Origin of the sequence: Pseudoalteromonas espejiana DSM 9414 (assembly GCF_002221525.1) — a bacterium.
Taxonomy (GTDB): domain Bacteria; phylum Pseudomonadota; class Gammaproteobacteria; order Enterobacterales; family Alteromonadaceae; genus Pseudoalteromonas; species Pseudoalteromonas espejiana.
The window spans coordinates 45,199-66,665 of the sequence record NZ_CP011029.1 but is presented as its reverse complement, the minus strand read 5'-3'; the positions used below and the strand labels follow the sequence as shown (position 1 = coordinate 66,665).

At 39.5% G+C, this 21,467-nt stretch carries 27 protein-coding genes and 2 pseudogenes; 20 read left to right on the top strand and 9 right to left on the bottom strand.

What is annotated here, in order from left to right; all coding sequences use genetic code 11:
- Positions 1-54 precede the first annotated feature (54 nt).
- Complete coding sequence (locus PESP_RS17205; RefSeq protein WP_089349261.1) at positions 55-576, bottom strand: carboxymuconolactone decarboxylase family protein; 522 nt, start codon at positions 574-576, stop codon at positions 55-57.
- Positions 577-732: 156 nt separating this feature from the next.
- Complete coding sequence (gcvA, locus tag PESP_RS17200; protein ID WP_089349260.1) at positions 733-1,662, bottom strand: transcriptional regulator GcvA; 930 nt, start codon at positions 1,660-1,662, stop codon at positions 733-735.
- 169 nt (positions 1,663-1,831) lie between these two features.
- Here gcvA and PESP_RS17195 point away from each other — a divergent pair, with 169 nt between their 5' ends.
- The 8 genes from PESP_RS17195 to PESP_RS17160 all read left to right on the top strand — a co-directional run bounded on the left by PESP_RS17195 (position 1,832) and on the right by PESP_RS17160 (position 8,190).
- Positions 1,832-2,605 carry an SDR family NAD(P)-dependent oxidoreductase gene (locus tag PESP_RS17195; protein WP_089349259.1) on the top strand — a complete coding sequence of 258 codons (774 nt, stop codon included), beginning with the start codon at positions 1,832-1,834 and terminating at the stop codon, positions 2,603-2,605.
- Positions 2,606-2,689: 84 nt separating this feature from the next.
- Complete coding sequence (locus PESP_RS17190) at positions 2,690-3,364, top strand: cupin domain-containing protein (protein ID WP_089349258.1); 675 nt, start codon at positions 2,690-2,692, stop codon at positions 3,362-3,364.
- 3 nt (positions 3,365-3,367) lie between these two features.
- The gene (locus PESP_RS17185; RefSeq protein WP_089349257.1) at positions 3,368-4,483 is read left to right on the top strand and encodes a flavin monoamine oxidase family protein; all 1,116 of its coding nucleotides are present in this window, start codon (positions 3,368-3,370) and stop codon (positions 4,481-4,483) included.
- A 329-nt stretch (positions 4,484-4,812) separates the two neighbouring features.
- On the top strand, positions 4,813-5,094 hold the full coding sequence (locus PESP_RS20650; RefSeq protein ID WP_089349256.1) for an ECs_2282 family putative zinc-binding protein: 282 nt from the start codon (positions 4,813-4,815) through the stop codon (positions 5,092-5,094).
- Positions 5,091-5,567, top strand: a complete 477-nt coding sequence (locus PESP_RS17175) for a hypothetical protein (RefSeq protein WP_245852289.1) — start codon at positions 5,091-5,093, stop codon at positions 5,565-5,567. The genes PESP_RS20650 and PESP_RS17175 overlap by 4 nt, the downstream gene beginning before the upstream one ends.
- Before the next feature lie 168 nt (positions 5,568-5,735).
- Positions 5,736-6,707: an HNH endonuclease signature motif containing protein gene (locus PESP_RS17170; protein WP_089349254.1), complete on the top strand. Its 972-nt coding sequence runs from the start codon at positions 5,736-5,738 to the stop codon at positions 6,705-6,707.
- A gap of 370 nt (positions 6,708-7,077) precedes the next feature.
- Positions 7,078-7,497 (top strand): hypothetical protein, encoded by a 420-nt coding sequence (locus PESP_RS17165; RefSeq protein WP_125939521.1) that lies wholly within the window; start codon positions 7,078-7,080, stop codon positions 7,495-7,497.
- A gap of 318 nt (positions 7,498-7,815) precedes the next feature.
- Positions 7,816-8,190 carry a molecular chaperone DnaJ gene (locus PESP_RS17160; RefSeq protein WP_089349252.1) on the top strand — a complete coding sequence of 125 codons (375 nt, stop codon included), beginning with the start codon at positions 7,816-7,818 and terminating at the stop codon, positions 8,188-8,190.
- A gap of 219 nt (positions 8,191-8,409) precedes the next feature.
- Here the strand turns inward: PESP_RS17160 and PESP_RS17155 are convergent, their stop codons facing one another.
- Positions 8,410-9,303 carry a LysR family transcriptional regulator gene (locus PESP_RS17155; RefSeq protein ID WP_089349251.1) on the bottom strand — a complete coding sequence of 298 codons (894 nt, stop codon included), beginning with the start codon at positions 9,301-9,303 and terminating at the stop codon, positions 8,410-8,412.
- A gap of 101 nt (positions 9,304-9,404) precedes the next feature.
- On the opposite strand from PESP_RS17155, the gene PESP_RS17150 reads away from it, so the two are divergent.
- The 7 genes from PESP_RS17150 to PESP_RS17120 all read left to right on the top strand — a co-directional run bounded on the left by PESP_RS17150 (position 9,405) and on the right by PESP_RS17120 (position 14,387).
- The gene (locus PESP_RS17150) at positions 9,405-10,397 is read left to right on the top strand and encodes a zinc-binding dehydrogenase (protein WP_089349250.1); all 993 of its coding nucleotides are present in this window, start codon (positions 9,405-9,407) and stop codon (positions 10,395-10,397) included.
- 61 nt (positions 10,398-10,458) lie between these two features.
- The gene (locus tag PESP_RS17145) at positions 10,459-10,758 is read left to right on the top strand and encodes a putative quinol monooxygenase (protein ID WP_089349249.1); all 300 of its coding nucleotides are present in this window, start codon (positions 10,459-10,461) and stop codon (positions 10,756-10,758) included.
- 148 nt (positions 10,759-10,906) lie between these two features.
- A complete protein-coding gene (locus PESP_RS20735; protein ID WP_342744503.1) occupies positions 10,907-11,131 on the top strand; it encodes a VOC family protein in 225 nt (74 codons plus the stop codon).
- Positions 11,132-11,224: 93 nt separating this feature from the next.
- A complete protein-coding gene (locus PESP_RS17135; RefSeq protein ID WP_174694399.1) occupies positions 11,225-11,962 on the top strand; it encodes a type 1 glutamine amidotransferase domain-containing protein in 738 nt (245 codons plus the stop codon).
- A gap of 73 nt (positions 11,963-12,035) precedes the next feature.
- Complete coding sequence (locus PESP_RS17130; RefSeq protein WP_089349248.1) at positions 12,036-12,620, top strand: NAD(P)H-dependent oxidoreductase; 585 nt, start codon at positions 12,036-12,038, stop codon at positions 12,618-12,620.
- A gap of 522 nt (positions 12,621-13,142) precedes the next feature.
- On the top strand, positions 13,143-13,583 hold the full coding sequence (locus PESP_RS17125) for a hypothetical protein (RefSeq protein ID WP_089349247.1): 441 nt from the start codon (positions 13,143-13,145) through the stop codon (positions 13,581-13,583).
- A 93-nt stretch (positions 13,584-13,676) separates the two neighbouring features.
- Positions 13,677-14,387, top strand: a complete 711-nt coding sequence (locus PESP_RS17120) for a hypothetical protein (RefSeq protein WP_125939520.1) — start codon at positions 13,677-13,679, stop codon at positions 14,385-14,387.
- A gap of 230 nt (positions 14,388-14,617) precedes the next feature.
- Here the strand turns inward: PESP_RS17120 and PESP_RS17115 are convergent, their stop codons facing one another.
- From PESP_RS17115 to PESP_RS17105, 3 genes are all read right to left on the bottom strand, one after another.
- Complete coding sequence (locus PESP_RS17115; protein WP_089349245.1) at positions 14,618-15,058, bottom strand: GNAT family N-acetyltransferase; 441 nt, start codon at positions 15,056-15,058, stop codon at positions 14,618-14,620.
- 75 nt (positions 15,059-15,133) lie between these two features.
- Entirely contained in the window at positions 15,134-15,925 is a 792-nt protein-coding gene (locus tag PESP_RS17110) for a helix-turn-helix domain-containing protein (protein WP_089349244.1), read from the bottom strand.
- 299 nt (positions 15,926-16,224) lie between these two features.
- Positions 16,225-17,109 (bottom strand): LysR family transcriptional regulator, encoded by an 885-nt coding sequence (locus PESP_RS17105; RefSeq protein WP_089349243.1) that lies wholly within the window; start codon positions 17,107-17,109, stop codon positions 16,225-16,227.
- Between the two features lie 110 nt (positions 17,110-17,219).
- On the opposite strand from PESP_RS17105, the gene PESP_RS17100 reads away from it, so the two are divergent.
- Genes PESP_RS17100 through PESP_RS20640 form a run of 3 tightly spaced genes read left to right on the top strand, consistent with a single transcriptional unit; the run spans position 17,220 to position 18,190 of the window.
- A complete protein-coding gene (locus tag PESP_RS17100; RefSeq protein WP_307725824.1) occupies positions 17,220-17,759 on the top strand; it encodes a DUF2938 domain-containing protein in 540 nt (179 codons plus the stop codon).
- 21 nt (positions 17,760-17,780) lie between these two features.
- Positions 17,781-17,924, top strand: a complete 144-nt coding sequence (locus PESP_RS20645) for a hypothetical protein (protein ID WP_245852286.1) — start codon at positions 17,781-17,783, stop codon at positions 17,922-17,924.
- Between the two features lie 8 nt (positions 17,925-17,932).
- Positions 17,933-18,190, top strand: coding sequence for a hypothetical protein (locus PESP_RS20640; RefSeq protein WP_245852285.1), 258 nt, complete (start codon positions 17,933-17,935; stop codon positions 18,188-18,190).
- Between the two features lie 44 nt (positions 18,191-18,234).
- On the opposite strand, the gene PESP_RS17090 is transcribed toward PESP_RS20640, so the two are convergent.
- The 3 genes and pseudogenes from PESP_RS17090 to PESP_RS17080 form a co-directional block, all read right to left on the bottom strand.
- The gene (locus PESP_RS17090) at positions 18,235-18,738 is read right to left on the bottom strand and encodes a GNAT family N-acetyltransferase (protein ID WP_089349241.1); all 504 of its coding nucleotides are present in this window, start codon (positions 18,736-18,738) and stop codon (positions 18,235-18,237) included.
- Between the two features lie 42 nt (positions 18,739-18,780).
- Positions 18,781-18,984: pseudogene (locus PESP_RS17085) on the bottom strand (GNAT family N-acetyltransferase); the annotation flags it as partial.
- A gap of 154 nt (positions 18,985-19,138) precedes the next feature.
- A pseudogene (locus tag PESP_RS17080) lies at positions 19,139-19,387 on the bottom strand (GNAT family N-acetyltransferase); the annotation flags it as partial.
- 170 nt (positions 19,388-19,557) lie between these two features.
- Between PESP_RS17080 and PESP_RS17075 the strand changes: the two are divergent.
- Together PESP_RS17075 and PESP_RS17070 are read left to right on the top strand one after the other, a co-directional pair.
- The gene (locus tag PESP_RS17075) at positions 19,558-20,070 is read left to right on the top strand and encodes a ZrgA family zinc uptake protein (protein WP_089349240.1); all 513 of its coding nucleotides are present in this window, start codon (positions 19,558-19,560) and stop codon (positions 20,068-20,070) included.
- 61 nt (positions 20,071-20,131) lie between these two features.
- Positions 20,132-21,466 (top strand): dihydroorotase, encoded by a 1,335-nt coding sequence (locus PESP_RS17070; protein WP_089349239.1) that lies wholly within the window; start codon positions 20,132-20,134, stop codon positions 21,464-21,466.
- The last annotated feature ends 1 nt before the right edge of the window (position 21,467 follow it).

Genomic DNA, 21,467 nt, shown 5'->3' with positions numbered 1-21,467 from the left:
TTCACTTTCCTAAAAGTATTCAAGGAGCTAAAAAGATTGTTATGGTTGAGGTATTTAAATGTCTAACGCCACTAAAAAGCGCGATACCATGTTATAAGCAGCCACAGTTGCTACCGCTTCTACAGTTTGCGTTTCGCCAAATAGCGCTTTTAAACGCTCAATAACGCCGCCATCAACATTTACTTTAGTGGTTGATTGCTCAGTAAGTTCAAGCAGAGCCAGCTCCTGCTCAGAGAATAATTCAGCATTTACTACCACGCTTTTAAGTGCAGTTGCTTTTTCATCGGTACCGCCAGCTTGTATGTATGCAGGGTAGTGCACATTCCATTCAAAATCGGCTTTGTTTAATACCGCTACACGCAGCATAATAAGTTCGCGGTACTCAAGCGATAAGCCAAAGTTTGCTCTAACTCGCCCTAGCAACTCGTTCCAGCCTTTAGCTAAAGGAAAGCTTTTTAGTAGCACTCTATCTATGCCTATTAGTTCACCGTTTGGACGACGACCTTGCATTTCGGCTAGTAATTCGGCTGGGGCTTGCTCGCCATCTTGCCATGGCGTTACTCTTACTTGTGACATAATTTTCACTCCTAATTAAACGCCACTTTAGTCATTAAAGTGGCTAACTTGGAGCAAAAGCTTACGGGGAGTGAACGTAGTTAACCACAGAGATTATCTTTTACCATGGTAAATATTTTCTTTACTGGTTGTATTTTATAAAAATACTGCTGAGTTTTAATCTCTTTTAGCATGCGAGTTTTCTACCTCTTTAAACAGCCATTCTTTAAATGCCTGTATTCTTGGCAGCTCAGCACATTCGGGGCGATAAATAACGTAATACGCCAAAGGCGATTCAAAATAAATATTAGGGAATAACCTGACTAACCGCCCTGCGGCTAGGTCATCTTTAGCCATTACACTGCGCGCTAAAGCTACGCCGTGGCCGTCAATAGCTGACTGCAATACAGCCGCGGAGTTATTTATTTGAATGCTTTTAGTGGTTAAAGGCCCTGTTACTCCGGCTTTTTTTAACCACGCCGACCAAGATGGAAAACCAGTATGGTCATCCATTGACTGATCGTGTATTAAGGTTTCGTTCAATAGTTTATCAATGGTATTTAAGCGGTTTGAGTCTTCTAAAAACTTAGGTGAGCATACCGGGTATACCTCTTCATCCATTAATTTTTCTGCGCTCAAGCCTTGCCAATTGCCTACGCCAAAGCGTATGCCTACATCTATACGCTGCTCAGCAAAATCCACTGGCTTTAAATTAGTATTTAAATTTACATTGGTTTGCGTACATATTTCTTGAAAGCGATGCAACCTAGGTAATAACCATTTAGCAGCAAATGCAGGGCTTACTGCAACTGTTAACGCGCCGCTTATTGCGTTGTCTTTTAAAATGTCTAGCCCTTGGGCAAGTTTATCAAACCCTTCGCGTATTAATGGCAGGGCACTTTGCGCGGTTTCGGTGGTTATTAGCCGTGTTTTACCCGAGCTCATTCTATGAAACAGCGGCGTATCGAGCCACTCTTCCAATGTTTTTACCAGCTGCCCAACTGCAGCAGGCGTTACGTTTAGCTCATCAGCTGCTGCTGAAAAACTTTGGTGCCTTGCGCTGGCTTCAAACGCTTTTAATGCATTGAGATGTATAGGTGATTTCATACGATAAACTTTTTCTTTATTGATGGTTCAGATTATCTCGTTTGTTAAAGCAAGTAAATAAGTAAAAAATACCTCCCAAGCCAAACAGCAAGTTACTTGTTATTAGGCAACTCAATACTTTTTATTTATATAACAAATACAGCGCATAGTGGCGCTTGGAGAAATAATCATGACTAAGCAATTTTCAGGTAAAAAATTACTCGTTATTGGTGGTACTAGCGGCATGGGTTTTGAAACGGCTCGATTAATTTTAGAGCAAGGCGGCCAAGCTGTCATTGTTGGGCATCGTAAAGAAAAAGCCCAAGCAGCAAAAGAGCAACTATCAGCTTTAGGCACTGTTGAGGTGTTAACCGCTGATTTAACCAGCGATGAAGGCGTGCAAAACTTAATTAACACACTTTCACAAGACCACGCAGATGTCGATTTACTGGTAAACGCCGCCGGTGTGTTTTTCCCTAAACCATTTTTAGAGCACGAAGCGGCTGATTACGATCAGTACATGCAAATTAACCGCGCCTTGTTTTTTATTACTCAAAAAGTAGCCGCTAATTTAGTGGCAGCAAAACGCGCAGGCGCCATTGTAAATGTGGGTTCTATGTGGGGTAAGCAAGCTATCGCTGCTACACCATCGTCGGCATATTCAATGGCTAAAGCAGGTTTACATGCGCTAACTCAACATTTAGCAATGGAATTAGCCGCGCACAACATTCGCGTTAATGCAGTATCGCCAGCGGTTGTACACACGCCAATTTACGAAGGTTTTATTCCTAAAGCACAAGTAAACGATGCCCTACAAGGCTTTAACAGTTTCCACCCAATTGGCCGTGTAGGTACAAGCGAAGATGTCGCCAATACCATTGCGTTTTTACTCAGCGACAAAGCCGCTTGGGTAACGGGTGCAGTATGGGATGTTGACGGCGGTGTAATGGCTGGTCGTAATTAATACGTAATTTTAAAGCGCTTAATGAGCGTAAATTTATAGAGCAATAACATACATTATTGCTCTTGTTTAATTTAGGTTGGATAAATGCGAGTCAATTCAGATTTTTCACAACAAGCTTCAATGCTGGCAAGTCAATATAGTTGGCAAACATCGCCTCAGGCGGGTGTTGAGCGGGTAATGCTCGACAGAATAGGCGCAGAAAAAGCCAGAGCAACAAGCGTAGTACGCTACGCGCCTGAGTCTACTTTTCCAAGTCATGCTCACCCAGGTGGAGAAGAAATTATGGTACTTTCGGGCACCTTTTCAGATGAGTCGGGCGACTACCCACAAGGCTTTTATTTACGGAACCCGCCAGGGTCTTCACATGCACCTAAGAGTAAAAGTGGCGCAACAATTTTTGTAAAACTGTGGCAAATGTGCGTAAAAGAAACCGCCCCAGTGCGCATAAATACAGACGATCCCGCTACGTGGATAACACAAAACAACCGCACTATATGCCCGCTTTATAAAGATGATAACGAAGTAACTAAACTGGTAAAGTTAGCTCCGCAGCAGCCCCTATTTGATAATGTAAATGCACATAATGCCTTAGAGTTATTTGTACTGAGCGGCAGCGTAGTACATAACGAGGTAGAATATTCAAAAGGAAGCTGGCTTAGGCTGCCAAGCAATAATAAAGCGTTAATATCAGCGGGAAATAACAGCGCTAAAATTTATCTTAAAGTAGGTAATTTTAACAATATAGGCTGTGGAGGCTAAATAATGCGTACAAAAATTGCGATTATAGGCGGTGGGCTAAGCGGCTTGTATGCAGCTTACCTGTTAGAAGAACAAGACATTACCGATTACATATTGCTTGAAGCCAGAGCCCAATTAGGTGGGCGTATTATGGACTTTACAAGCCTTTCGCAAGCTACAGAAAATAGCTTTGACCTTGGCCCAACGTGGTTTTGGCCAGAGTTTCAGCCGCAATTAAATGCGATTATTAAAACCCTAAACCTAGAAGCATTTGCCCAGTACGAGCAAGGCAATACGTTAGTAGAGCGCTCACATACGCAGCCGCCCACAGCGATGCGCGGTTATACGCATTCTCCTACCTCTATGCGATTAAAAGGGGGTATGGGCACTCTCATTAAGGCCTTACATGCAAAGCTTAGCAACAAACAAATAATTACCGGCGCTTTGGTAAACACAATTACCAACCAAAACGGTAATATTGAAGTTAGCTTTAGCACCTCAAACACAGCAAATAACCAAGTAAATAATCAGGTAAATGTGGATCATGTAATGCTTGCGCTGCCGCCACGCTTAGCCGTAAGCCAAATAACGTTTATCCCCGCATTGCCAAGCAATTTAGTAACGCAGTGGCAAAATACCGCAACCTGGATGGCACCACACGCTAAGTATATTGCTGTGTACGATACGCCATTTTGGCGCAAGCAAACGCTCTCGGGAAGCGCACGCAGCAGTGTTGGGCCAATGGCAGAAATACACGATGCATCAAACCCAGAAGGTCAAGCCGCATTATTTGGCTTTATTGGCATACCCGCCGATGATCGAAAACGCATTAGTAATGAAGATTTAATCACACATTGTCGAGCGCAATTAGTCAGGCTTTTTGGCGCACAAGCCGCCACACCAAAAGCCGACATCATTAAAGATTGGGCACAAGACCCTCTCACTGCAACACATTTAGATACACACGCAGCAAATACGCATGCGCCTGCTCCTAACATAACCGCGCAAAATGGCCCTTGGCATCAAAATTTAGTAGGTATTGGCAGTGAATGGTCGGTGCAATTTCCGGGCTATGTTGCCGGTGCCGTTGATTCAGCAAATATAGGCGTGGAGCATTACTTAAAAAATGTTAAAACGTGATGTGTAGAGGCTGAGGTTTGAGCTTAGCGTTTTAATGGATTGCTCATAACGGCAGCTGATGGGCGTTTATGGCGATAACCGGACACTGAAAAAGTTAAATTTTTACTGCTTTTTTGAGTAGAAGCTTAGTTTTGACCAATAACATTATTAAACGCCGTTTTGTGGCAAAATAACATGCTTAATTCCTAGCTCTTTTAATTACTTGTTTACAATGGTAATTATTGGTGAAATTATCAGGGTATGTAATATACGCCGTTTTGATGTGTTATGAACTCCCACAATGATGTTCAATAAGCTGTTACGTGCTCCCTACATGACGGAGAGGTAGGATGAATCCTGAAAAATACGACAGAAGTGTAAACTTGCTTTGCCCTACATGCGGCTGTTCAGACTTTTCTTATGAAGAAGGGTCTGATGAAACAACACAAATTATGACTTGCGCGTCATGTGAGCGAGAGTTTAATAAAGACGAGCTAATCCAAGAAAATAGCGAAAATATTGAAGAGCATCTTTCAGAGATGAAAGAAGAGGTAGTTAAAGACGTTGCTGAAGAACTTCGTAAGTCTCTGAAGAAAGCATTTTCTGGTAGCAAAAATATAAGGTTCAAATGATGCCGGTAACTATTGACGCGGGCGATGTGATAGCCGGGTTAGCATTTCTGTTATCTGGCTACGCAACTTGGCAAACAGTTAGTTTTAACAAAAAGCAAAAATCTTTTGTCGAAAGCCAAGAGAAACTAAACAACCTTCTTTTAGAAAAAGAAAATGAAGTTGCGGTTAAAGAGAAAAGTGCCGATCTCGGAGCATCATTTATTAAGCTGGGAAGTAGTAAATATAGGCTCAAGATTTGGAATAAAGGTTCTGCTACAGCCAGAAATGTCAGAATTGAATTTCCCGAAGGAAATGATGTGGTTATTGATTTGGAAATCTCTGACAAGTTTCCGATGGAAAGCTTTGAAAGACATCAGTCCGTTGAGCTTATTGCAGCTGTTCATATGCAAACGAAACGAAAGCACGTTGTTCGGCTAATTTGGGAAGATGATGCAGAAGTCCACAATGAAAAGCTGTCTTACCCCACACTATAAACACGTAACAAGAAGTGTAATGGGTGATTCTTCTCCCGTAATGAATATTAAACAACGAAAATTCTACAGATAGCCTCCAGTAAAAAATGGAAAGGTTACCCTCCATTCTTAATACTATGATATGTATTTAGAATTAAATTATAAGCTTATATTTGAAGGAAGAATATTATGGCAGGTCATATTATAAAAGCCGGTAAGGATTATGAACAAAAGTTAGAGGATATCGCTAAAGCTTTATATGACCATTTATGTAAAGAGTTAAAAATAAGAGGTCTTGTAAAACTCACTTATGTAGAGTCATTGTTAATTAATTTAACACAAGTATTCGGACCTCTGGACATTTGGTATAGAAACGATAACCGTATTGGCTTTGGAAGTTTTAAAGGAAGCAGTGGACACGCGTTATTTACTCTAAATTATGAAAAAAAGATTAAGCAGCCTGAACTTTATGTGGCTGGTACAAAAACTACAAAATCAAAGCTTTGGCCCGAGAGCCATTTTGGTCATGAACATCCTACTTTACCACTCAATAAATCTGCATTGATTTCGGGTGAAGTTGCGCAATATATCTCGCAAGTAAAGTCTTTTGGTGATTTAAAAAATAGACTTCCTTTACCGCTACCTGAAAAGACAGAAATCTACCCAATCGTTGAAGTAAATGATATTAAAAGTAAGGAAGATAAACACGTATTTCAAAAAATTCGAGATGCAAAAAGTCAACGTCAGTTCAGAGAGAAGCTAATTGAAATTTATGGACTTAAATGTTCAATAACAGGGTTCTGTCCAGAGGGGGCATTAGAGGCCGCTCATATTATTCCTCATTCTAAATCAAAAGTAGAAGAGAGTTTCTGTATCAATAACGGCTTACTCTTGCGTGCTGATATCCATAGGTTATTAGACAGATATGATTTAGCCATTAATGAAAAAAGCTTAAAGCTAGTTATCAAAAATAAAGAAATTAATGACTTTCCAGAATATAAATTACTTGAAGGGAGAAAGTTAAATCTTTTAAAACAAGTATATAGTGAAGATAAGCAAAAACTAGTTAATATTGCGAATGAAATAATTAATGTAGAAAAAATTAAAGCCAACATTTCCGAAGCTTACAACTATTACAGCAGTGATACTAAGGTGAAATAGTTTTATGCATGTAGTATTTTGATTACAAAGGGATTATGTCGGTCTAATTACCGAGCGACGTTGATTTAAATAGCATATCAGCCAGTTACTAAACTGAAATACAGCTATGAGCAGACGTTGAGGTTGACTAAATATTGTAGTTCTTGATTGGCCAAACTGCTCTTTGCGTATATATTCATGAAAATGAGCGCTGCGCGCAAATTGGATTATTTAACTTTACCTAAAAACTTTAGAAAACTTAGTAATAGTAATACCTTAGGTAATTTGTTAAAACTATATAAAGTAGATAAATGAGCGCTAAGTCGGTAGAAATATGCGCGACGAGCGCACTATTAAATTGTTATCTCTCTTTGGAGTTCTGAGTAAATTTATGGATTGGATCTTAGTTGGGTTGCAGATTTTAGTTCTCCTTGCTATAGGATGTATCTTCCTATTTCGGAAGTATCTATTTTCATATACTACTGAAAAAGGAAAGAACCTAGCGACAAAGGAAGATATTGAAGAAATAACCCGTAAGGTCGAAGAGGTTAAATCTGGATATGTGGCCGAAATTGAGAGGCTCAAAGTCGATCTTTCAGTTCTATCCAGAAAGCACAATATTCTATTGGATGAAAAAGTTAGAGTTTTCAAAAAACTTCAAAAGAGATTGGTTGATTTCAAGAAATTCTGTGAAGCAGCTCTTGGCTCATACGATTCACGAGGTGAATTTCATCCAAACCTTGAAGTTCTGTCAAAAGATATAGATAAGGCTTCTTTACAGCACATTACCGCACTGCATGAAATTGAGTAGGAAGATTTTATATTTCTATCTAAAAAGTCGAGAAGTTTGTTATCCGAGCTACACGGTAATTGCTCTATGATGTGCAGTATGGAAATAGCTATTTTTGGTGAAGAAAATGATTCTGAAATGGCGAGGAGTACTATACCTGTCTACGAGTCTGCCATGAACAACATCGATACCTGTTTACAAAGCCTCTATGAAGAGCTGGAGTTTCCATCCAGTGAGAAATAAAGATAATAAGGCAATGAAAAATCGCCCACAAAAAACGTGGGCTGGACTCGCTAACGCTTGCCTTTTATTGCGGCGTTATGTAACACGGAGAGTTTAGTGAAAATTATATCTTTAGGATTCTTGAGCGCATTAATCGCTTTTCCATCCTTTTCCTCTGAAAGCAGCTCTATCGGGTATAAAACAGTCGACCTCGCTCTTCAAGCACTTAAAAATAAAGCCGGAACAAAACTAAGCGTCCAAGGTGGCTGGACTATTATCGAAGATCAAGAAGATTCAAATTTGGTTTTATGGTCGTTTACTCCTGAGTCACACTCTGCACATCCCGCAGCGATAAAGCGCAAAGTCCTTGAGAAAAACCAAGCCATTTACATTCAAATGTCAGCACTCTGCCAAGCTAAAAAAACAGATTGCGATAAATTAATGGAAGAGTTTGAGCAACTAAATAAAAACATCATGAAAGGTTCCGGTTAGGTGTTACATAACAAGTGACGATGGTTACCACTGTCCGCAATTGGCACATAGCCCCCTTCGGATATAAAGTATTTTATCCACTAAACACATACTCCAAACCACTATAAAGTGTAATTTATATCTTGCTCTTTTTTAAAGTTTGGTAAATGGCTCTAGGTGGAGTTAGCTAATTTGCTACCAGATGAAGTTAACTGTAGTGAAAACCCTAAGAAGTTAAGTCTATTTTGAAAGGGGATTGCTTTTTATCCATTCTTTCAAGTGGTCAATGAAGTTCCTAACTATTATCGATTGGTTTTTCCTAGACGGATATAATAGGTTAATTGAAATTGATGGGTCACACTCCCAATCTTCTAAAATAACCTTTAAGCGCCCTTTTTCAACACGTTCTTTAATATGCCAATCTGACAAAAGTGCAATACCATGATCTAATTCCACCATACCCAAAACGCTGTCCCCTAAGCTAGAAGAAAAGCTGGGGTTTAACTTAACTGTTTTTCGTTCACTTTCTCTAATGAATGACCAGTTAGTTTCATTCCCAACGGTTAATAAACTATGATCAGTTAAATATTCAGGTGATTGTGGTACTCCTTTTTTTTCTAAATAACTCGGCGTTGCACATAATACTCTCTTTGTATCAGATAGCTTTTGACCAATTAATGATGAATCTCGCGAAGGGCCATGTCTAATTGCCAAATCAACACCTTGTTCAGTTAAATTAACTAAACTATCTGTAGAAATGATTTCAATATTAACTTGCGGGTAACTTTCTAAAAAGCTGCTAATCACAGGTAATAGATAGCTTTGTGTAAAAGAAGCTGACGCAGTTATTTTTATTTTTCCTTTTAACGTATTTGTTGGGTCGAGGTCATGTTCAATCTCATCGCTAATACTTAAAAGTCTTTGCGCATGGTTATATAGCTTCTCACCCGTAAATGTCGGACTAAGGGTCCGTGTTGTTCTATAAAATAATTTAGCACTCAGTCTGTTTTCGAGCGCTATCAACCTTTTACTCACTGCTGCAGCCGTTAGGTTGTGAGCATCAGCAGCCATTCGAATAGATTTAAGTTCAAAAATCGTACTGAATATCTTTAGTTCTTCTATTGAATCAATCAAATTATCAACCTTTTGGAATTAATCATTAAACTTTTAGTGTGTTTTTGGTTGTTAATTATGTTGATAACATCACTTTCGTCAATAACAAAGAGGAAATTATTATGAAAGCAATAGCTATTAATGGTCATGGTGACGTTAATGTTTTACATGAAATCGAAGTTGATGCGCCAAAACCAAAACGCGGCCACGTCGTAATAGATGTAAAAGCGACAAGTGTTAACCCTGTTGATACTAAAATCCGTCAAGGCAGTGAAGGCACTGCTGGTATGACTTATCCAGCAATCCTTCACATGGATGTATCGGGCGTAATCAGTGAAGTAGGTGAAGGTGTAACTAACTTTAAAATTGGTGATGAAGTATACGGTTGTGTCGGCGGTATCGTTGGCATTCCGGGTACTCTTGCAGATAAGGTTGAAGCTGACGCTGTATTATTAGCACATAAACCTAAAACGCTTAGCTTTGGTGAGGCGGCTAGCTTGCCTTTAGTAGCAATTACAGCATGGGAAGCTATTATTGGTCGAGCTGAAATCCAGCCGAGCGATAGAGTGTTGGTTCATGGTGGTACAGGTGGCGTAGGCCACATTGGTCTTCAGCTTGCAAAAGCACTAGGTGCACATGTTACAACGACTGTTGCAGATGAAGCTCGCGCAGAAACTGCAAAACAATTAGGCGCAGATGAAACGGTTCTATTCCCTACAGAAGAGCCAAAGGAATATGTTGAACGACTAACCAATGGTCAAGGCTTCGATACGGTATTTGATACAGTGGGCGGGCCCGTTTTACAAAACTCATTAATCGCTGCAAAACTGAAGGGGCATGTTATCTCTACAATTGGTTATGCTGATTATAACTTAACTGAAATGCACTTTAAGGCTCTAAGGTTAGACCTAGTATTTATGGCGATTTCAATTATTCATAACATCGATAGAGAGACTCACGGTGACATTCTACGCCGACTTGCTGGGCTTGTAGATAAAGGTCAAGTTAAACCTCTTATCGATAGTGTTTTCCCTTTAACTTTACAAGGAGTTAAAGATGCTCACACTCGTCTAGAATCAGGGTTAGCCACAGGTAAAATCGTAATCGAGCGTTAAATTTCAGCTATTTAATTAAAGGCTGTGTAAGCAGCCTTATAAACCAAGATAAAGGTTAAAAATGGACAATGAAGTAATGGTCGTTGTGGATATTCTATGTGAAACACAACATTACAGCACTGTATTAAATGCAATTTATGAATGTTCGAGTGACAGTATTCTTGAAGATGGATGCGAGCGTTATGATGTTTTCTCTGATGTTAATGGGTCACAAAGAATCACATTAATTGAAATGTGGCGTGACATAGATACTTTAGAGCAACATAAGATACTGCCTCATTATCTTCAATTACAAACGTCTTTAGAAGGTAGAGTGCTATCAGTCGATATTAAAGCAGCTCGTGTGTTTGAGGGCTTGTGATAAATGAAATATCTTCGCATATCAGATATTAAAGCATCACTAAGATTTTGCTTTGAGGTCTAGGGTTGAAAGCTCTAAAAAGGAAAGGCTACTTTGAAGCAAAGTTTTCTCTTATCTTTTAGCTGCACAAGGTGATGACAACGCTCAAATTGAACTTACTTATAACTGGGAGCCTGAGTATCTAAATACAGGGAGAAACCTCGGTCATATAGCCTACAGAGTTGAAAATATATACGAGACATGCGCTCATTTACAGGAACTAGGCATTGAAGTAAATCGATTTCCTCAAGACGGTCAAATGGCTTTTTTACGCTTTGCGGATAATATTTCCGTCGAGTTGTTACATGCAGGTGAGCCGCTACCAAAAAACTGAGACTTGAGCTCCAATGCCTAACAATGAAAGTTTGTAGCGTATTTTACAAGTAACCGACAAATCGGTTGGTTTAATTTATATGAGAAAGATAGTATGAAAATTTTATTATTATTAATGACACTAGTTTTCGCGGCTCCAAGTTTTGCTGCGGATAAAATCCTTTTCGTACTGACTAGCCACAATAAAATGGGTTCGTTAGATATGAAAACTGGCTTTTGGTTAGGTGAGTTAACACATCCTTATTACGTCCTTGCTGATGCAGGCTTTGAAGTTGATGTTGCTAGCATTGAAGGTGGAATGGCCCCAATAGACCCTAAAAGTCTAGATTTTTCAGATGAAGATAATGCTAGGTTTATAAATGATAAAAAGCTCATGGCTTCAATTATAAATACAAAAGCGATTGAAGATGTAAACAGTAAAGATTATCAAGCAGTAGTTTATGCAGGCGGTCACGGAACTATGTGGGACTTCTCGAACAATGAACTTATCAATAAATTAACTGTTTCAATATATGAGCGAGGCGGTATTGTAAGCGCGATTTGTCATGGCCCAGCGGCTCTTACAGACGTCAAGCTTAGTAACGGACAATACCTCGTTAAAGGAAAAAAATTAGCTGCATTTACTAACGAGGAAGAGTCAAATATAGGGCTAACAGAAGTTGTTCCTTTCTCACTACAGGATACATTAATGTCCAAAGGTGCAAAGCACATTTATGGTGCTGCATGGACGGTAAACGTTGTGAATGATAGGCGAGTTATTACTGGTCAAAACCCGCAATCAGCTCGTAAAGTGGGCGAAGAGATTCTAACTGGATTAAAAGGCATCAAATAGGCATTTAATGTCAGACACTTATCAATTAAAGGTTTTTAAGTGAATTTCAATAAAGAATGGGTAGTAGTACATAGTGAAAAATATCTTAATTTTAAATGGCGGTAAATGTTTCGCTCACTCTAAAGGTGAGCTTAACAATTCGCTCACAGCCTTTGCTGAAAACTTCTTTGTACAAAGTAACTGTAATGTTCGTAACACAACTATTGATAAGGGATATGATGTCGATGAAGAAATTTCTAAATGGCTGTGGGCTGACTTGGTAATCTTTCAGATGCCCGCATGGTGGATGGGGCCTCCTTGGACTGTGAAAAAGTACATGGATGAGGTGTTTACCAAAGGGCACGGTAAGTTATATGAAAGCGACGGTAGGTCTAGAAGTGATATTTCAAAGCAGTATGGATCTGGAGGCTTACTTCACGGTAAAAAATACATGCTTTCTGTCACGTGGAATGCCCCAGTAAATGCGTTCATTGATAGTGAGCAGTTTTTTGAGGGGACTGGGGTAGATGGTGTGTATTTACCCGTGCATAAAGCAAATCAGTTTTTAGGAATGAAGCCACTAGAAACTTTTATTTGTAGCGATGTTATGAAAAATCCCCAAGTAAAAGTCGATATGGAGCGATATAAACTACATTTAGGGGCAGCACTTAAGATCTGATTTAGCATTGTTAAGTATTTTTAAGTAGCTCTACTCTACGGACTTTATGCCTCATAAAAACACCTTGTTCTTTCTTACATGGTGTTTTACCTAGATAGTCAGCTGATATATGAAGCTACAGCTCCAAGTTATCAACGACTAGTTAATAACTTACTACAGAAAGCGTAAAAAAGTCTTTAAGTCAAAATATATGGGACATAAGCGATTTTTATGTGAATGTCTGCTCCTGGCACTGAGCAGAACTTCGGCAAAGAGCGAGAAACGGTCATTGAGATTGGCTAAATACCGTAGTTAATTGATTGGTCAAACTGCTTTTTGCGCGAATATTCATGAAGATGAACGGCGTAAGCATATTATTTTATTTAACTATACTTTAAAGCTTAAGAAAACATAGTGATAGTAATGCTTTAGGTTATTTGTTAAAACTAAATAACGTAGATAAATGAGCGTGGGGGTCGGCAGAAATATACGCGATGAGCTCACTATAAAATGTTAGGCGACTGAAGCGATAAGGAATCGAGAATGACAGAAGTAGCGGCATTATCTGCTGGAGACATTGAAGAATTAGTCTATGCGAAGCTTGAAGGATACAAAAATCAGAGTGTACTTGAGCAATACGCCATGTTCATGGGCAAAGCTCAAATTCTGGAATTTGGTTTAAAGGGGCTGCTCTCAAGAATGTATGGCGTTCCATCAGAGAGCATGAAAAAGTGGACTCTTGGAACAACCAAAAACGAGCTAAGAGATAAAGGCTTAAGGCCAGATTTTATTGCCTATCTAGAAATTATCGTTAATTATCGTAATGATATGGCGCATGAATTTCTTCTTAATAATACAATAACTCAATCAATGGCTAATTTCAGTGAGTGTAAGCTTTACGGTGATTTGTTTCGAGCAATCTATGAACTTGAAAAAATTATGATTCTTTATGACTGGTGCGAAGAGAACAATGGTTGGCAATAGCGCGCCTAAGCAAATGCATGTTGTCGGACTAGTTTTCCGCTGCGTTCCAAACCATCGGCAAATGCGGGCGTTAGGCGCTTTGGTGGAATATTTATGATAAGCAAAAAATTTTCTGATTCTCGTCGCCAAGTTCAAGAGCGATGGTGCCGCATGGAGTTCCAAAAGCGTTTTGGTAAAAAGTTAAAAGCATTACTTCTGTGGCGATTACACAAAAAATTAAACAAAGAGTTCCAGCTTAAAGATAAGGTTATCAACAACACAATTCTTACGTTTGTTGAACAAATGGAAAAGATAAACACTGAATATTTCCCTGCATCTCAGCAGTTTTTTAATCTGAGTCTTTACTTCCTTCTAGCCGAAAGAGATATCCAAGCCTTGAAAGCTGATGCTTTTGCGCATCCGAATGAGACGAAAAGAGGCATAGCTTTACGTACTCTATTGCTGACAATTTATGAGTGGGATATGACAAAGGTAACTGGTAAGAAAATGGGTTTTATCTTTGACTGCACTGGCTTATCAGCCGAATCTAAAAAAGAAGTCTCTAGTTCATTGAAGGAGCTTCGAAAAGCTCATAAAGTGACAGTTCAACAATTTCGAGAAATTCGACTTAACACTATAGCTCATAGAGACGCTGATGCATTAAACCAGTACAAAATTATTTCGAGGTTGGACATTAGAGATTTTTCAGGGCAAATTACTAATTTCTACCAAGCGTCAGATAGACTATTGAAGTCTCTAGTAATAGCAACGACAGAGATTGGGTCTCAACGCAGTTTATTTAATCAAATACTGCATCTTAAATAACGCGCCTAACAAACAATTTAAGAGTGATTCACCACGCTTGGTATTTTTGATTTGGGTTTGGTTTAGTCATTAAGGTGCTTAATTGAGCCTGTAACACCTCAATTGGGCATTACCAATGTCCGCTTATGGCACTTTGAGGAAGCTCGGCTTGGAACGATGAGCGGTCCGTCAATCTTAGGCAACAGCAAGTTAAATATATAAACTTGCTGTTCAATGATTAGATTTACTTATCAAAAAACACGAACAAACCCATAATCGGGTTCAAGCTCCCTACGAGTAATAGTCCATCCATTCTTTAAGTAAAAATTCATTGCCTGAGTGTTAGTTTCAAATGTTTCAAGTGTTGGTTTCATATTCCTAGAACGGATTTTTGTTTCAGCAAACGATAACAATATTGCTCCAATACCTTTTCGTTGCTGACTCGGTGATACCATCATGATATGAATTAAATCATCAATGATCACAACGTAACCTTTTACAGCTTCACTTTCATCAACGGCAACAAAAGTACTCTTAATATGTTGATCGATCTCATCATTAACGGCCCCACTGGATATGTAGCCATTAACCATATCCTCTCCCATAAATCCAGTGTAACAAGTTATAATTACTTGTTTGGATAGGTCTTTTAATGACTTAGTATCACTAATAATTGCTTGTCTAATTTTCATCTATATTTCCTGTAAAGAACAACAGGGCTAATATACACCTTGCTGTTTCAGTAAAATTGATCAAATGCGACAACCTTAACTGTTAAAGTCACCAAATAAATCAATGGATAGGTGCTTTTCAATTAAGTACCGTTTTGGAGTAACACCTATTGCTTTTTTTAACTGTCGAATCAGGTGTGGTTGGTCGCTAAAGCCAAATCGATAAGCAAGGTCGCTCCAGTTAATACTGTCAGTTTGCTCTTGATAGATAGCCCAAATAAGCCGATCCATTCTTATCATTTGTTCATATTGCTTAAGTGATAAACCCGTTGCTAATGAAAATTGACGCTCCAATGTTCTTCTAGAAATAGGCAGTAAATCTAAATTATTACCTTCATTGATGCTCAAACGAGCCTTATGAACATTTTCCCATACTTGTGTATCCACAGGAGAACTAAAAGCAAGTAGCTGAGACTCAATAATTTTTGCTGTTTCAATCGGTTGATTGATATCCATTTCATCAGTCCATTTAAAACAAGATGGTAAAGCTTGGATAACCTTATGACTGGATTCTATCGTTTGCTTGAACCCCAAACCAAATGCCCCTTCAGGAAAGAACTTAATTCCAATAAGTTGACGAGGGTACTCATCATCGACATAAAGAGTTTCGGTGTAAGCAGACAACCAATGGCCGCCTTGCACCTCCAATTTTAATCCGTTCTTATGGTAAATGTGTTGAACGGTTGAAGGAGATAAAATTGCATTTGCTGCGGGGTTAGGAAGTAGCAAAGCAGACATTTTGCTAGGGGTTGTTACTTGTAATGCCCAAATGTACTCAACATAAGGAGATAGAAGATCTGATGTTGGTTTAAGTTTCCACGTATTCATTCATCAATAATAATATAAAAAAGAGAATATGTAACACTATATAAGGGTAGTAACAGATTTAAGTTTCTCTGATACTCGCAACGGTTAAACAGGTGGTTAGAAGCCAATGATTTATATTGGCTGTGAGTTCAACCACTCGATGCAACATAAAATATTGATAATAAATGAACAGGCATTTTACTGTGTCGGATGGCGCTTCGCTTATCCGACCTACACTGGCACATATCTAACAGCTCAAGTTAATACTCCACGAACTTAGTTAATTCACTTTAACACCCTACATTTAACAGCAAATCCATTTACACATTAGAGCGGGTTGATTCTATAAACCCTTTTACATAATCAAGCTGTAAGTCGTCATCTCGCACGCCTACATTAACGCTTTTTTGCAGCCCTTTATTACCTATGCGGATGCCTTTTATACCTAAACGGCTTTCGTGTGATGACACTAGCCACTCGGGTAATGCTGCCACGCCACGATTGGCAGACACTAATTGCAACATCATTTCGGTGGTTTCTATCGGTACTCTGCGTTTAGGTTGCACGTTAGCAGGGTCTAAAAATCGGGTATATACATCTAAGCGGTTGTAGCCTACGGGCACGGTATAAAGTATTTGGTCTTCGAGATCGTGTGCTGTAACAAACGTTTTGTTGTATAGCGGGTTTTGCTCGCTCACTACAATACATAAATTGTAGTTAAATACCGACCTAAAGTTTAAGCCCTCTGTATTTACGGGGTCGGGGGTTATTAGTACATCTATTTCGTTGGCGTTTAGCGCTGCTATGCCATCAAACCTAAAGGCACTTTTTATTTCTACGTCTACCTCTGGCCATGCTTTTAAAAATTGCTGAATTTTACCCATTAGCCATTGCTCACACGGGTGGCACTCCATTCCTATGCGCATTATTCCTCGGCGGCCTTGGGCAAACTCTTGCAGTACTCGCTCGGCATATTCAAACTCTGCGACCATTTTGTCTGCAAGCGAAAGTAAATAAAGCCCCGCCTGAGAATACACAAGCGTATTGCCTTTACGGCGCCACAGCTTAACGCCAAATCGGCGCTCTAATTTAGCAATAGTATGGCTCACAGCCGACTGGCTTAAGTTTAAACTTTCGGCCGCGGCGGTCACGCTTTTAAGGCGATTAACCTCTTTAATAATGTGTAGATGATTACGTTCAAGCATTATGATTTATATTCATTCCAAAACCAGTTTTTACCATTAGTGTTCATAATGGTGTTTTGGTAATATTATCACATTACATAACCAAGTCTACGCGCTTTGCTCTTTGTGTTATGTATACTCAACAGCAAAACGCCTACCAATTTACGTATCGTCGGGAGACACAACACATGATCAACGACTCTATCTATACTTTTATATTAATAGGTATAGGGGGCACACTAGTGTTAGATATTTACGCGGGGTTACTCGCTAAGTTTTTTGCTTTACCCGCCACAAATTGGCGATTAGTCGGGCGCTGGGTAGGCCACATGAAGTCGGGGCAGTTTTATCAGCCTGCGCTACCTAAGGCCGAAAAAATACCGGGTGAGCTTGCCATTGGATGGGTTGTACATTACCTAATTGGCATAACGTACGGTTTAATATTAATGGTGTGTGTAAACACCCAATGGCTTGATTTGCCAACCATACTACCTGCTTTACTTGTTGCATGGTTTGGCATAGTTGCCCCCTTTTTTATTATGATGCCAGGCATGGGGGCGGGCATGGCCGGTGCAAAAACACCTAACCCCACAGTTACGCGCATAAAAAGCTTTGCAGGGCACACTGTGTTTGGCTTAGGCATGTTTTTAACCGCACTTGCATTAGCATAATTTTAAGTAGGAAAACAGTACATGAACGTTCTAAATTTAAGCACCTATTCTGCGCATATTAAAATAGTGGGCTTAATAGCTATTGTTATTTCAATAGCTGCGTGGAGCACAGATTTATTAGGCATTGTGTATGTGTCCCCTATTGTAGAGTGCAGCGATCAGTAATTGGCCTTTTGGGTTTATTATTAATAACGCCTGCGGTTACACACTGGATAGGCAAATATTTTGCTTCAGTAATTGGTTTTTTTGGCGCAACAGTCGCTGCTAATCAGCACTTTATGGGCTGGAAAAAAATATCAGCTGGCTCCTTTGAATTTAAAGATAACCTGTTAGTTGACCCATTTATTTTATCGGCCTTTGCACTAACAGGTATTATTGGACTCACTTATTTAGCAGTAACAGCCGCAAAGTTACCCGCTAAAACGGTTTAACATTCACCAAAGGCACATACACACTCATTGCGCTGTTTGTAGGATTATAGGCCTACTACAGCGCTGCGCCTTTCCATTAAAGCTACATTGCGCCATACGCCATGCAGCTGTCCTAATTTTTCTCGGTTTCCAACTTGCCTAAAACCATTACGAATATGTAGTGCAATGCTGCTTATGTTTTCAGGGAATATACTGGCTTGTAGCATCCATATACCGTTGCTTTCTGATTCCTTAATGAGTGCACAAAGCAATGCGTGCCCCAAACCTTTACCTTGGGCTTGGTTTGCAACATATACACTTACCTCGGCAACGCCCGAGTAAACCTCACGGCTAGAAACCGCAGATAACCCAGCCCAGCCAAGCACCTTTTCATCCTCAACTGCAACAAGACGACAACAGTTGAGCATAGAACTATTCCATTGCTCCCAACTTTTAGCTTCAGTTTGAAACGTCGCGTTGCCGGTATCAATACCTTGCTGATATAAGTTTTGAACGGCTAAAAAGTCGTTCTCTGAAAATGGTCTTATGATGACAGTATTTCCTTTCAACTATTATTATTCCTTAAAATTAGCGGTCTACTTATCAATGAGTTAACGGCTAATTTTAATAACCGCTAACATATCGTCTTCGTCCTCATCGAGGCCAACTTCTTCAAACCCAAAGCTTGAATAAAAGTCTTTAGCTATTGGGTTTTGCGGGTTATAACAAATTTCGATTTGTTCAAGCTTAGAAATCGTTTTAATCTCTTCAATTGCCATAGCCAGTGCTTTGCGCCCAATACCTTTATTTTGATAATACCAACTCCATTAAGTATGTGTTCTAAATTTTACGCCGAAAAAACAATTCAGTTCTAGGCGTAAATTGATGTAAATGGTTGTTCCCTTCACGAAATTTAAAACAAAGAAATGGGTTGTTTTAGCAAGTAAAATAGATCAGCTATTTATTGGAGTTGGTATAAGTTTGATCAACCATAAAGCGCCAAATAGAAACCTTTGTAGGGGTTTCTTGTACCCACATAAAAAAGCCAACAGGTGTACTATTTAAGTAAATCGCTCTACAGGTATACCCGCTATTGTAGTGCGCCTCAACCAACGACCACATATTACACGCTACGTATTCTTCTTGTGTTTTAGCAACCTCTAAATCGCATACGGCTTCGTAGTTATAGGCGGTGATATCTTCCAATGAGAGTTTCATGTTTTTCCTTAAAAAGTAACTAACCTAAATTTACCAGCACCTGTACCTATAAACAATAAATGGCTTTACCAGCCCAATAGAGCCTTAATTATTATCTTTTTAGGATATAACCAATATGTTATATTATAACAATTGCTGTATTTAGCTCTATTTTAAATAAGGGTTAGCTTATGAAAACGTTTACAAAAGGGCTGAGTGTTGCCCTGCTATTAAGTATGGGCTTTAGTGCTCATGCTCAAAAGCATGTGCATGGGGAAGGTGAGTTACTTATTGCCCAAGAGGGTAGCGTGCTGCAAATGCAGTTTATTATTCCTGCTGCTGATGCGCTAGGTTTTGAGCACCAAGCTGCAAACTCAGCAGATAAAAATGCTATTGATGTACTTGCCCAGCAGTTAAAAAATAGCAGCCATGCTATTGATATAAAAGGGCAGTGTATTTTACAAAGCACCGAAAACTCACTTGCTCACAGCCACAGTGATCACGATGACCACGATGACCACGATCATCATAATGTTGAAGCCACCTACAATTTTAACTGCAAAACGCCGGTTTTAGGCTTTTCGGTCACGTTGTTTAAGTTAATGCCTTCACTTAATGCGCTTAACGTGCAGTGGATTAGTAACGCAGGGCAAGGCTCAACAGAAGTGACGCGCAACAACCCTGTTATTAGTTGGCAAAGCTAATATTTAGCCGCCAACTCACACCTATTAAACATAAATTGCTGACTAAATAAGAGCTGAAAGCATGAAAAGCCAACTAATAAAAAATGCCCAATTGGTTAACGAAGGTAAAACGCAACTTGCTGATGTACGTATTACTAACCAATTTATTGAATGCATTGCCCCTAATATCACCCCGAGCGAAAACGATGATGTAATTGACGCTAAAGGCGCGTACTTACTCCCAGGTATGATTGACGACCAAGTGCATTTTAGAGAGCCGGGGCTTACTCATAAAGGCTCTATATTAACTGAATCACGTGCTGCAGTGGCCGGCGGAATAACCAGTTATATGGAAATGCCCAATGTTAATCCTTCAACCACAAACAAAGCTGCGCTTGAAGAAAAATACGCCATAGCCGAGCAGCACTCTTATGCCAATTACTCATTTTACCTTGGCGCAACCGAGCACAATTTAGATGATATTAAAGCGCTCGATCCTAAAAAAGTATGTGGCGTAAAAGTGTTTATGGGCGCATCTACCGGTAATTTATTAGTAGAGAACCCAGAAGCACTAGAGGGAATTTTTCGTGAATGCCCAGTGCTTATAGTTACCCATTGCGAAGACGGTAAAACCATTAGCAAAAACAATCAGCGCTATGAGCAGCAAGGCATTATACCTAACATTACCGACCACCCTAAAATACGCGACGCAGAGGCTTGTTATGCCTCATCGTCGTATGCGGTGTCGCTTGCTAAAAAATACAATGCGCAACTGCATGTATTACACATAACGACCGAAAAAGAGCTGAGTTTATTTACTAAAGGCGATATAGCCAATAAAAGCATTACCGCAGAAGCCTGTGTTCACCATTTATACTTTAGCGAGCAAGATTACCCAGCTTTGGGTAACTTAATAAAATGTAACCCTGCCATAAAAGCTAACACCGATCGTGATGCGCTTATAAACGCGGTTAAAAATAATCAAATAGATATTATTGCTACCGACCACGCCCCGCATACGTGGCAAGAAAAACAAACCGATTATGTTAATGCGCCAGCAGGTTTGCCCTTAGTAGAGCACGCACTTTTAAGCTTACTTGAGCATGTAAAACACAGCCGTTTAAGCATTGAACAAGTAGTTGAAAAAACCGCGCATAACCCTGCGCTGCGTTTTTGTATAAATAAACGAGGCTTTATAAAAGAGGGCTACTACGCCGACCTAGTGCTGGTAAGTACACAACACACCACAAAGGTGAGCCATGACTCTTGCCGCTACCTATGTGGCTGGACGCCTTTTGATGGTGTTGAGTTTTCTTCAAAAATAGTAAGCACTTGGGTTAATGGCGAGCGCCTTTACGATGGCAAAACGGTCACTAAGCCAAGTAAACCTGCTATGCCTCTTGTATTTAATCGTTAAC